Raw genomic sequence first — 12,691 nt, 5'->3', positions numbered from 1 at the left:
CTTTATTCTTCATTTCTCATTTTCCAAGTAGCTGCGGTGATCAAGCCTATGACGGCGAATAGCAGCCAGGAAATTGCAGAAGCATAGCCCATGTTGTAGTATTTGAACCCTTCCTCATAGATCCTGAACACAAGCACGGTAGAAGAATTGTTCGGGCCACCTTCGGTCAAAAACGCGATGATGTCGAACACCTTAAACGAGCCAATCAGCATGGTTATAAGTAAGAAGAACGTAGTTGGACGCAGCATCGGAACCGTGATGGCAAAGAATTTCTTCAGTGCGCTGGCTCCATCTATTTCGGCGGCTTCGTAGATTTCATCGGAAATATTCGTCAAGCCGGCCATATAGATAATAATGGTGTAACCCAGACTCGCCCAAGAACTGATAATGGCAATCGATAACAGCGAGGTCTTTGGATCCACCAGCCATTTTGGAGGACTGGAAATTCCAAGCTCCATCAAGAACTGATTGATCGGTCCAAGGGATGGATGGAACAATGCGCTCCATACTGCGGCAATTGCAATAATCGAAGAAATATAAGGGATAAAGAAGGCAACTTTGAAATAATTTTTAAGAAATACACTATTTTGAATCAATGCCGCCAGCACCAAAGCAATCGCAATCGGTATCGGCACGGTCATAATCATATAAATAGCATTGTTCTTCAAAGCTTGAATGATGCTCGGATCATGGAACATTTTGATATAGTTATCCAATCCGATAAACTCGATCCCTTGAACCCCCGACAATAGATCCCATTTCGAGAAGCTTAAATAAAGTGAGAATCCAAGTGCAAATACATTAAGAAAAAGCATTCCGACAATTTCCGGAGCTAGAAACAGCCACCCGGTCAAAGCCTCTTTCCGCTGCGGAGTCCAGAACTTCCGCTTCTCCTGCAGAATTTTTGGCACAGGTTGTTTTGCAGCCTCCACGTTGTATCACCTCGACAATTTGATTTGTCATTATAGTAATATATCCGCCTCCCGCATGAAGGAGTGATTATGACCCGAGATGTGCAAGATTTTGACCTTTGTCTTTCGACATCAAAAAAACCGCCCTAGATGGGCGGCTGGTCTATTCGGTAGGTTGAGAATTGCGCTTCTCAGCGTACCGAGTGTTTGGATTTATATTCACTCGGTGTTGTTCCCACATATTTTTTAAACACTTTTGAAAAATAGGTTCTGTCCGAATATCCCAAACCAACGGCTAGCGATTCCAGGTTCTGGCTGGAGATTTTCAGCATTTTGGTCGCAACCTTCATCTTGTGCTGATGTACATAGTCCGTAAAAGTCAGACCTGTCATGCGTTTGAAATAACGCGAGAAATAGCTCGGGTCCAGAAAGAGATAACGGGCCATATCAATTGAAGTGATGTTATCGCCAAGATGCTGATCGATAAATTGCTGGATAAGCTGCAGCTTGGGCTCCTGCGGGGGAGTTCCCGCCACCTGCTGTTTGTTGCCTGTAATCTGCACAAGCTTTCTTTCCACCAGTTCCATCGTATCCTCCAGTGTGCGGGTTTGCACGAGATAGACGAACAGATCCTCATCGAATGTTAGGCTAGTGAACATCAGCTCGATACCTCGGAGCATAAAGGATAAATCCCGGACGAAATCGCCCGGATGGATAGCCATAACTTTTGCAGTCCTAGCGATTTCCTGAAGAGTGCCACGGATGGCTTCAAGATCATTTTTAATCACGGCCCGTTCCATCTGCGGGATATAACTATCCAGAAATCCTTGAGGAGCAGGCTGGAAGCGAGGGGTAGCGATTTGCAGAGTATCCAGAACTGTGTATTCCGCACTCGCATAAAACTCGCACTTGTCCTGGACAATTTGCCGATGAATCTGTCCAATCGCCTGCAGCTCTATTTTCTCAGTGACTGCGATGATGCCCGGTTGAATCTTAAGGAGATGGGAGCACTCGGAACACAATCGCTGTAAATAATCATGAAAATAAAGACTGGCATTCTGCGCCAGATTTACACGGTAATTATACAGAATCACAATATTCTTCTGCTCCAAAAAAGGCGTAATCCCCTCACACGCTTCGGACAGCTCTAGGGCTATATTGTAGATGGCATATAAAATAAGTGGATACTCGCTCTGCTTGTACCTCTTCTCGAAACTGGAAAAGTGAATGCTGACCGTGCCCAGCATGAACCACGGATACGTCCAGGATATGCCGATTTGCGTCGCATAGGCTAGCGTGGTTTCGGGCGGAGCGCCGCCAATCACCCTTTGCAGCAGATTCTGCCGGAATAACTGGCTATTGTATCCCGTTTCCCCATGCTTGATTAGCCCGATCTTCGATTTAAGCAAGCGTACTGACTTGGCAAGGCTTTTCTCCAGTTGCTCGTCCGTAAGCTGGTCCTTAATTAAATAGTCATCCACCTTCAGCTTTACCGCTTGCTGAGCATAATGGAAATCCTCATGACAGGTCAGGAAAATAATTCTGACCTCCGGCTTCATCCGGGTAAAGTAATCGGCCAGCTCAATCCCGTTCTTTTGCGGTAAGCCAATATCTGTGATCACGATATCGGGTTGTACTTCCTCAAACATTAATAACGCCTTGGCACTGGAATAGGTGCTGCCGACAATCTGCAAGCTATGTGCTTCCCAGTCAATCATCTGCTGAAGCACCTTGAGCATAGGAACATCATCATCTATGAGCATCACTTTATACATCAATATCCCTCTCTCTCCGACAGATTAACCTGATGATTGCCTTGCGGCAAATACAGAGAAACGGACACCCCACCTTGCGGCAAATTATGCAGCGACAAGCGGGTATCCTGACCATAGGTCAGCCTCAGCCTTTGAACCACGTTAATTAAACCGACCCTTTGATAAGTTCCATCCTGTTCATCGTCCTTGTAGAGCAATCTGCGGTTCAGTCCTGCCAGAATTTCTGCCCCTGCACCACAGCCATTGTCTTCGACTTCAATCATAATCCCATCAGGGATCGTTCGGGCACGGACGACAATACGCGGTGCCGGGTGGTCAACTAGACCGTGAACGATGGCATTCTCTACGAGAGGCTGCAGAATAAGTTTAGGAACGATGAGCTTCTCTGTATCCGCTTCCAGATCGACCTCCAGTTCAAGAGGGATTTCGTTGCGGATCTTCATGATGTCGATATAATGGCTAAGCAGTCTGCATTCTTCCCGTAAGGTAGCCGGTTCATTGACCTTCAGATAGGCACGGAGAAGACTCATTAGCGAATCAATGATCCCGCTGTGCAGCTTATCTTTAGCCAAAATAAGGCTACATTTGATCGAATTCAACGTGTTGATCAAAAAGTGGGGACGAATCTGCATAAACAGCGCCTCAAGTTCCATCACTCGCTTCTGTTCTTGCTCCAGCTCGATGTCGTGAATCAATCCTTGCAGTTGATCCAGCATAGTATTCAATGTCTGCCCCAGCTCAGCGATTTCATCCTTGCCCTTGACCTCCAGCCTGACATCAAGATTCCCCATCCCGAACTGGCGCACAACGCGCTGCAGCTTCATGATCGGACTATGCAATCTTTTGGCAATCACCATGGAAGTGGCCGAAAAGACAATAAACAAGAGAAGCACTAAACCAATACCACTATAAAAAGTTCGCGAAATCTGGCCCGACCATTCTTTCTCTGAAGCTTCATAGACCAGCTCCCAATTGGATTTGTCGATGGCTCTGGCCGTACGCACGCTCCCTCTAGCTTCCTTGCCTTCTGGGGCTAGCTCTGAGTTCCCGGCGATCAGACCTCCTCTGGAATCAAACAACGCCAGCTTGCCAAACTCGACCGGCCCGAGCAATTTGTTGAAATAGGCATCGGGAATCGAGATGAGAAGCACGGACACCTGCTGTTTCTCCCGGCTATCATAGATTACTCTGGCAATATAGTAGCTACTGCTTTTACCGGAACCGCTGTCAGCCATCCCAAGCCATTGCAAGGTCTCCGGTTCGTGAATATTGACACGTCCCATCAGCTTGTCCATGTTGGCATTAATCACGGATAAATTCTCAGTCCCAGACGAGATCACAAAGTGTTTCCGGTTAACCAAATACATGCGAATGTTATTATTTAGCGGCTTAGAGTTGATGAGCGAAAACACATCCTGAATTTGCGTAAAATGTACGTAATCCTGATAGGTATTCAATCGCTCGGTATCTGCAAAGACCTTCAGATTGGCGCGAAAATTGGTATCGTTTACAATAAAATGCGATGCAAATGTCACATCATCAATGGTCTTGTTTAGTTCGTCAATCATAACGTTCAGAAAGTTATCGTTGCTGAGCTGCAGCTTTTCTACCATCGTATCCCGTATAAGCACAAAGGAGATGATCGATACTGCAATCAGCGGAATAAAAATCAGCAAAAGAAATGAAACCTGGATACGTCTATAGTAAGTGAATTTGAACATGTTTTCTCCGCGCCTCTCTCATGCTCTTTTCTTTTATTCTATCAGCCCGTTATCCAGTATACATGCATTATTTGATTACCGTGACTTTCTTTTGACCGTTTGCGAAAACAATAAGCACTACTTCACCAAATATTTGTATACCTTCCACTACATAGGAATTCAAGTGACTGGATGGAACCTCGTGGCTGATCACGATAATATGCTCCTCATTCCTTTCAGGGAAGCTGATCCGGCATGCCTCCGCCTGCACGGCATCCACAGGTTCACCCGTATGTCGGTAAATCGGCACCTGTTCAACCAGTGGACAGAACGGCTCACCGGAAGGCTGCGGGTACAGCATCTGCATCATCGATACCGTTCCTTTTCCCGTTCGGGAGTAAACGGCATGTTGATTGGGTTCCAGCAGATTGTATTCGCGGGAGATTACCCCGTCATCAATCTTGCCCTGAAGTCCTTTAACATTAACGGGAATGATGCAAAGATTGGCTTCCTGCTCATTGTTTGTACGGCAAATGAATGTCTCGTCTTCCATCTGAACCGCTCCGGGTGCAAAATGAAAATGCTGGGAAAACGTATGCTCCTGACGGCAGCTAAAGCTGTCGACCAGAAGCCAGTAATAAGGCTTGATGAATATGATCCTCCTTAGCAGGTGTACCGGATCATCCAAATGACAGTAGCCATCATGGCTGCCCTCAACATAATCAAAGTCCGGATTGCTGATCCATTTGCTGCCTGCCGGCTTCGCAATTTGGGAGAAGGACCATGTATCCGTGATTTCAGTGAATCCAATTCCGTCAACAGTAGTCGTATTATGGGCAGCGCTTTCTTTTAACGCTTTTCTAAGTGGTGTGTGATCACTATAGTTGTATCTGCCCAGATCGGTAAGCATATCCCGCCCAAAGGCATACAGATCGAAATGTAGCAAATCCGCGTGACCATGTCCACCACCAAGCGGTCCGCAGTGGAAATATAGGTACAAGTCCTGCTCGTCCCAACCCGTTCGCATCACATAATGACCGGAATGTGTGAAAGAGCGCGACAAGTAAGGCGGTTCCTCCGCAATCAGCTGCTCGTAGCCTTCAACTCCACTCGTTCCGAACAACCAGGCATTGTCATAATCCATATGATCGTATCCGCCAAAGCGGAGCACAGAATCCTGGAACAACCAACCTGCATAAGTCAAAATCGAACGGACATCGCTGTCATCGCTATCCCCGAGCATTGGCTGCCGATGATTCGGTTTGGACCAATACAAGGAAGCGACGGCCATTTGATGAACTTTTTGCTGAAGTTCATCCTGTAGCTCCAGTCCATTCATCCGAGCCAAGCGGATGCAGTCGAGAAAACATACCAGAACCTCATGGTGATAGGTGGGCGATTGCTCCCAATGGATACCGTCCGCCATGACCTGGATTCTAGCCGTCTCCCCTAATCTCTCCTCACCGAGCCGTCGCCAAATCTTAGCCCTAGTGAACTCAGGGAAGTAGAGCGCGGTTTGGAATAAACCACAAGTCTCCAGAACGCCCCAATTGCTGATATTCTTCCAACCCGTAAACGATAAAGCTAAATATTCGCTGTGTTCATGAAGGGATATCATCACTTTCGCCAGAAGCGTCGGTGTGAGCAGCGGACTATCCTGTATATAGGACAACGCTTTGATCCAGTTCGCACAGCGAAGACCCGCTTCAATGGTGCGCCAAGTCAACGTATCATTCGTAGGCATGTCTGGAACAGGATTACGGTCCATCCAATCTTCAAGCTGACAGCAAAATGTTCTCGCATACTCCTCATTACCTGTTATCGCATACGCTTGTCCTAATGCCACCCAGTAGCGGTGGCGATTCAGCATATAAGCCCATTCTACATCCTTATCCGGAATATAACGCCAGTCAATTTCTTCCTCAAAGGAAACCGGAATGCGGCTGCGCTCCATATCCCAGGGAAACCGAAAAAGAAACGTCTGCTCCATAACTTCATCCGCCGTCTTCATTACGACTTCCAGCTCATCTGCGCAATATTGCTGTATATAATCGATATGCTGCTGTTTCCGACTGTCCTCTGCCCGCCAGCCCGGCGTGCTCCGACTAGTCAAATACCGATGCAATTCAGTCAGCGCATCGTCCTGCCGTGCTTGGCTGAGCGCATCCTTCACGGGCGCTAGAGCAGGTAACTCAAGGTCGAGTAGCGTAAAGACAGCATAGGGAGAGGTTGATCGGACATCAGCATTCATACCAGTACCCCCTGGTGCCTTTTTGCAGCCGCAGCAACGCTTCGAGGTAGAAATAATCTCCCCAGATCATGAAATCATCCGGAGACAGACCGCCGCGTACATGGTAAGAGCCGTGCTTCAGCAGCCCCTCCGCATCTTCACCAATCGTGGAATAGTTCTGCACAAGTGAAGTCATCGACTGTATTAATCCCTGCTGAAAATAAGCCCGTTCGGGATCTCCCTCTTCCATTAGCTCCAACAGTTCCTGTAGTCCAGCCGCAACAATTGCAGAGGCCGAGCTATCCCGGTACGTATCCGCAGACACTGGAGCATTAAAGTCCCAGTAAGCGACATGATCCTGTGGCAAATGGTCCAGAAAATAGCGGGCCATCCGCTTGGACGTTTCCAAATACAACGGATCCTTAGTATAGCGGTAAGATAATGCAAAACCGTAGACGCCCCAGGCCTGCCCGCGCGTCCAAGTCGATCCGTTAGTATAACCCTGGTGTGTAGCGCCGCCAATCGGCTCTCCTGTCTTCTGGTCGAAGAAAAACGTATGGTAGGAGCTGTCATCTCCCCGCACCAGATAACGTTTCGTTTTATCCGCCTGCATGACCGCCACCTGCCGATATAGGGAATCACCGGTCTGTTGTTCCGCCCAATACAGAAGAGGGAGATTCAACAGACAATCAATAATGATGCGCCCACCTTCCTGGGCATCTCCCACAGGTCCCCAAGCCTGAATATAACCACCGCCTGTGCGCCAGCGCTTCAGTAATAAGTCTGCCGCCTGCAGTGTCAACTGACGCGCGGATTCGTCTTTATCTATAATCCACTGGGCCTTGGAGGATAACGAATACAAAAATCCGATGTCGTGATGATCAAGCACCGTCTTTGCCGCGAAACGGCGGCGGAAATCCTCTACGGTATGAGATGCCGCGATACGAAAGCTGTCATCCTGCGTATATTCATAGCACAACCACAACATGCCGCTCCAGAATCCATTGGTCCAGTCGTCATTGTTATTGAGCTGGTAAGTTCCATTCATGCTGACATGAGGGAATCTACCCCCGAATCGGTCTATATTCTTACGTACCTTCTCTATCGCATCTTCAATCGCATTGCTCCACATAAGTTCCTTGCTCCCTTCGGGCTCTTCGTTTCTTATGTTTCATGATAAGGAGAGTGAACAGGATCTAATAGGGGCGATTTTTGCTTTGATGTGCATTATTTTGACTTTTGTACGAAGTAACAAAATGTATAACTATTTATGGAAAAATACGTTAAAATCAGAAAGTGACTTACAACTTTCATTTTTTTAGAAACGGAGTGTCCTATTAATGAAAAAGCTAGGTGCATTATTTTTATCCATTTTCATGGTTATGTCTGTCTTTACCACTGCCCATGCGGCTGAAAAGCCTGTCGGTGTGTGGATTGATGGAACAGAAGTAAAGTTAGGCAATTCTAACCCTGTTGTAGAAAAAGGAACTACCTTGGTTCCTATGCGTCCACTCCTAGAGAAGCTTAATGTAAATATGAATTGGAATAAAAAGACCCAAACCGTAACGGGGACCAAAAATGGACTAGCCCTCTCACTGACTATCGGCAGCACCACAGCAACGGTAAACGGGGAGAAGAAAAAACTAGAGGTGGCTCCTAAAACCATCAACAATGTCACCTATGTTCCTGTCCGCTTTATCGGTGAAACGATCGGCTATAAAGTAGAATGGAACGCGGCGCAGCGCACCATCACCTTTGTAGCTAATAACGAGGCTGCAGGGAGCACCGGATTCTTATGGAAAGTGGAGAACAACGGTAATACCGTCTATCTACTTGGCTCTATCCATGTGGCTAACGACAAAATGTACCCGCTACGCACGGAAATTGAAGCTGCTTTTGAAGCGTCTCAATATCTCGGGGTCGAAGTTGACTTAACAAAGGTTGATCAAACGGAGATGCAAAAGTTCCTTACGGAGAAAGGTTCTTATACAGATGGGACCAAGCTCAAGGATCACGTATCCGCTGATACCTATAACAAAGTTGTTGCGCTTCTGAAAGCGAATGGTCTTGCAGGAAATGCATTCGATTCCTATAAGCCATGGGTCGTTACTCAAGGTATCTCAAGCCTACAAATGCAAACAACAGATTATACACCGGATACGGGTATCGACCTATATTTCACACAGAAGGCAGGCAAACTGAATAAACCTATCATTGAATTGGAAAATATGCAATTGCAGCTGAACATGTTCAATCAATTCTCAGATGGATTGCAAGAAAAGCTTCTCCTTGATACACTCGATAGCCTCAAGCAAACGGACAAAGCTGCAGCAACGGCTTCGCTGGATGCATTATCCCAAATGTGGATGCAGGGGGATGAACAATCACTCGTAGCTATGACACAAGCGGTCGCTAAGGAGCCAGAATACTATAAGGGTCTCGTTTCGGATCGGAATGCCAACATGGTGAAGCATGTAAAAGAGTATTTGAATAGTGATAAAAAAGCGACTTATCTTGTCGTTGTTGGTGCACTACACATGCTGGGTGATGATGGCATTGTGACTCAATTGCAAAAAGACGGCTTTAACGTCGTCAAACAATAAATACTAGTGTCAAAATAAATAGGCTGTCTCTTAGTCATCTACAATGACTTTGGAGGCAGCCTTTTATTTTTACTTTTTTAGCTCAATCTAAAAATAGTAGTTAATTTCACTTGATTAACTGATCCACCTTCACCGGAAGTCCAGTAGCGATCGAACGATTAGCTGCAATCCCGGTCATAATAGACAACGCCCCATCCACATGGGAAGCCGCCCGATTAAATCGATCCTCCACAGGTCGTTCAAAAATATCACGAAGCATGACCGGATCTCCGCCCCCATGTCCCCCAACGCCTTCTTCAATTTCAACTTCATAAGGCGGCGCAAAATGAGGGAATACAGTGATTTGCTTGTCCTTTAGTGCCCCTTCATCTTCTTTCTTTCCCCCAGCGTTTACATAGGACTGTTCAACAACCTTAACTTCCATCCGCCCCTTCGTCCCATTAAATACTACAATGAAGCCTTCCCAAGGCAAATAAGCATTAAGTGAATAGTTCATAATCGTCTTGTTTTTGTATTTGACCATGACTGCCATCGTATCCTCAATGCTGATATTATCACCGAATACACTTTGATCTCGCAGGTACCCATCTTCATGCTCGGCATCCAGATACATTTGCTTAAGCTGCTCGTTGTCTTTTAGATGAAGCGCAAAGGGATCATTTTCCGCTGCACTACTACCATGGGCACGCTGATAAAACTCTGTCACCCCGCGCTTCTCCGCATTCTCTCTGCCATAGAACCTTAAATCTCCCATGGCATAGACCGTATCCGGACGAGAGCCCAACCAGAAATTCATCAAATCGAAATGATGTGTTGATTTATGAACCAATAGACCTCCACTATTACGCTTATCCCGATGCCATCTGCGGAAGTAATCCGCTCCATGCTGTGTATTTAGCAGCCATTCAAAGTTAACAGAAAGTACTTCGCCAATGGCTCCATCCATGATCAATTCACGGATTTTGGTATTGTGCGGGGCATAGCGATAATTGAACGTAACGCGCAGCTTTTTCCCCGTTCGATCAATAGCCTCAAGAATCTCCTGGCATTTCTCTTCATCCACCGTCATTGGTTTCTCTGAGATAACATCACAGCCAAGCTCCATCGCCCGGATAATGTAACGATGATGTGTGCGGTCAATACTCGTAACGATAACTACATCCGGCTTAGTCTCTTCAATCATACGATCGAATTCATGAGCTTTATAAGTAGGAACCGCATGATACTGATATTTCCCTTCCAATAATCGGTTCGCATAATCCATTCTTACCCCATTCACATCGCAAAAGCCTACGATTTCCGAAGTTTCACGATAATTTGTAGTAATCTCTCCATAAAAGAACTCCGCTCTGCCGCCGGTACCTACGAATACATATTTCTTCTTCGACACAAGAATCACTCCATCGCTATTGATTTAGATGCCGTTTCTTTCTATAGTTTATAGTATAAAATACATCGAAATCTAAGCGGTTATTAGCAAATATGACGGAAACTTTGCATATATTAGCTTCATTATCTGAAAGGAGCAAATCTGGAATGGAACAGGAGCTAAAACCTCCATTTATCATTGAACAAATCAAAAGAGCCGGACCCTTCAGCATGGATTCCGACCATTATCACGATACATATGAAATTTATTATTTACTCGCAGGTGAGCGCAGCTATTATATCAACAATCTGATTTATACCTTACGCAAAGGTGATTTGATATTTATTAACAAAAATGAACTCCATCGCACCACTTCTAAGGGCTCAGTACGCCATGAGCGAATATTGATTAACTTTGAGGAGGACTTTCTGCAAAAAACGTTGGCGAACTACGACCTAAGTATTCCTTTTTTAACTACACAAAGCTTACTTCTGCGTCCCGGAGTACATGAACAAGGAGCCATCGAATCTATCCTCTTCTCCATGCTAAAAGAACAAGAAGAGCATCGATCACAGCAAATCCCCTATCTTCAGACACTGCTCATCCAGTTATTTATTGAAATGAACAGAGTACAAGAAATAAGCCGCGAGCCCATCGCTCCTGAGAGCAGTGAGAAGCAGCTTAAAGTCTACGAAATGATCGATTATTTACAGGCACATTATGTTGAAAAGCTTACATTAGAGCAGCTATCCGAAACTTTTTTCATCAGCAGTACCTATCTTTGCCGTTTATTCAAACAGACCACTGGCTTCACCATTGTTGAATATCTAAACTACATTCGGATCAAGGAAGCCCAACGACTCTTGCAGAGCACTAACACTAAAGTCACTGCCATTGCAGAGAATACAGGCTTTGACAGCATCGCCCACTTTGGGCGGGTGTTTAAGCAAATCGCGAAATGCTCACCTCTGCAATACCGCAAGCAGAATCGCTGATCATCAGGCCTTGATTACACCTTTTTTGATAATAATATTTCCATAAAGTGCTTCTTCACCTGTGACTACAACAGCATAACTTTGCTTAGAACGATTGTAGAAATCAAACCGCTCCTCATATTTAATCGTCGCTTCAGCGTCATGTTTGGCGATTATCGACTCGTACGTGGACCAGATCACCGGCACCGTAGGATCTCCCTCAACCACAGCCATAAACGCCACCTGATGTTCCACATAATGATCAAGGGGCAGCAATTCCAATATTGCATCCAAAAGATCAGGAATCCCAATACCATCATATCTTAGTACTTTTGAGTTTAAGGAGTGTCCTGGATAATTAGCATCTGCCAGTACAAGCTCATCACCATGACCCATTTCCATCATCACACGTACCAGTTCCGGAGATAGTAGCTTAGGAATTTTTTTCAACATCCAAGCACCTCATTACTTCCCATAAAAAGATCTCAAAGCTACCAGCTCATCAATCCGATGCTGTGGCAGCTCTCTCTCTCCGTCAATCATACGTGTAATAAAGGTAATCTTGGCTGTATATTCGAGTCTCTCCATATTCAGATAAGCCTCCATAACATCCGTTCCCCAAGTAAGTGCTCCGTGATTTTCGAGCAGGACTGCTGTTTTTTTGCCAAGGAAAGGCATCAGTGAGTCCGGGATTTCTTCTGTTGAAGGTGTTCCGTATTCCGCCAAAGGAATATCCCCGATCATGATAACCGACTCTGGCATCATCATTTTATCGAGCGCCTCACCTTTAATGGCAAAAGCGGTAGCATACGGGGGATGTGCATGAACCACACCATTCATCTCAGGTAGCTCATTATAAATTCTCAAATGCATTTTGGTTTCCGTTGAAGGTCTGTATCCTTCCGCCGCTTCAAGAACTTCACCTTGCAAGTTTACTTTTACAATCATATGTGGCTCTAAATATCCCTTGCTTACCGCTCTGGGGGTAGTGAGAATTTCATTCTCTGATAACCGTGCTGAAATATTCCCATCATTGGCGGCAATGAAATCTTTATTAAACAAATTTCTGCCAATATCACAAATCTGCGAACGTAGTTTTTGTTCCAAGTTATCCATAAGTTCTCTCCTC

10 protein-coding genes are annotated in these 12,691 nt (G+C 45.7%); 2 read left to right on the top strand and 8 right to left on the bottom strand.

The features are described from left to right. Positions 1–2: 2 nt before the first annotated feature. The 5 genes from MKY19_RS07630 to MKY19_RS07610 all read right to left on the bottom strand — a co-directional run bounded on the left by MKY19_RS07630 (position 3) and on the right by MKY19_RS07610 (position 7,748). Complete coding sequence (locus tag MKY19_RS07630; protein WP_042125419.1) at positions 3–932, bottom strand: sugar ABC transporter permease; 930 nt, start codon at positions 930–932, stop codon at positions 3–5. A gap of 170 nt (positions 933–1,102) precedes the next feature. Next, on the bottom strand, positions 1,103–2,686 hold the full coding sequence (locus MKY19_RS07625) for a response regulator (RefSeq protein ID WP_042186011.1): 1,584 nt from the start codon (positions 2,684–2,686) through the stop codon (positions 1,103–1,105). Beyond that, on the bottom strand, positions 2,686–4,407 hold the full coding sequence (locus MKY19_RS07620) for a histidine kinase (protein ID WP_339801755.1): 1,722 nt from the start codon (positions 4,405–4,407) through the stop codon (positions 2,686–2,688). Before MKY19_RS07620 ends, MKY19_RS07625 begins: the two co-directional genes overlap by 1 nt. A gap of 67 nt (positions 4,408–4,474) precedes the next feature. After that, on the bottom strand, positions 4,475–6,637 hold the full coding sequence (locus MKY19_RS07615) for an alginate lyase family protein (protein WP_339801752.1): 2,163 nt from the start codon (positions 6,635–6,637) through the stop codon (positions 4,475–4,477). Then, on the bottom strand, positions 6,627–7,748 hold the full coding sequence (locus MKY19_RS07610) for a glycoside hydrolase family 88 protein (RefSeq protein ID WP_076300069.1): 1,122 nt from the start codon (positions 7,746–7,748) through the stop codon (positions 6,627–6,629). Before MKY19_RS07610 ends, MKY19_RS07615 begins: the two co-directional genes overlap by 11 nt. Positions 7,749–7,956: 208 nt before the next feature. Here MKY19_RS07610 and MKY19_RS07605 point away from each other — a divergent pair, with 208 nt between their 5' ends. Then, complete coding sequence (locus MKY19_RS07605; RefSeq protein WP_339269682.1) at positions 7,957–9,219, top strand: TraB/GumN family protein; 1,263 nt, start codon at positions 7,957–7,959, stop codon at positions 9,217–9,219. 106 nt (positions 9,220–9,325) lie between these two features. On the opposite strand, the gene MKY19_RS07600 is transcribed toward MKY19_RS07605, so the two are convergent. Then, positions 9,326–10,609 carry a Gfo/Idh/MocA family oxidoreductase gene (locus MKY19_RS07600; RefSeq protein WP_339801747.1) on the bottom strand — a complete coding sequence of 428 codons (1,284 nt, stop codon included), beginning with the start codon at positions 10,607–10,609 and terminating at the stop codon, positions 9,326–9,328. Between the two features lie 146 nt (positions 10,610–10,755). Between MKY19_RS07600 and MKY19_RS07595 the strand changes: the two genes are divergently transcribed. Continuing rightward, positions 10,756–11,583, top strand: coding sequence for an AraC family transcriptional regulator (locus tag MKY19_RS07595; RefSeq protein WP_339801744.1), 828 nt, complete (start codon positions 10,756–10,758; stop codon positions 11,581–11,583). A 3-nt stretch (positions 11,584–11,586) separates the two neighbouring features. On the opposite strand, the gene fucU is transcribed toward MKY19_RS07595, so the two are convergent. Then, positions 11,587–12,015, bottom strand: coding sequence for an L-fucose mutarotase (fucU, locus tag MKY19_RS07590; protein WP_076284304.1), 429 nt, complete (start codon positions 12,013–12,015; stop codon positions 11,587–11,589). A gap of 12 nt (positions 12,016–12,027) precedes the next feature. Then, positions 12,028–12,678, bottom strand: coding sequence for a class II aldolase/adducin family protein (locus MKY19_RS07585; protein WP_076298138.1), 651 nt, complete (start codon positions 12,676–12,678; stop codon positions 12,028–12,030). Positions 12,679–12,691 lie beyond the last annotated feature (13 nt).

It is taken from the genome of Paenibacillus sp. FSL R5-0744 (assembly GCF_037972555.1).
In the GTDB taxonomy this organism is placed as follows: domain Bacteria; phylum Bacillota; class Bacilli; order Paenibacillales; family Paenibacillaceae; genus Paenibacillus_AQ.
Note: the sequence above shows the minus strand (reverse complement) of the source record. Positions and strands in the feature narration are given on the sequence as shown.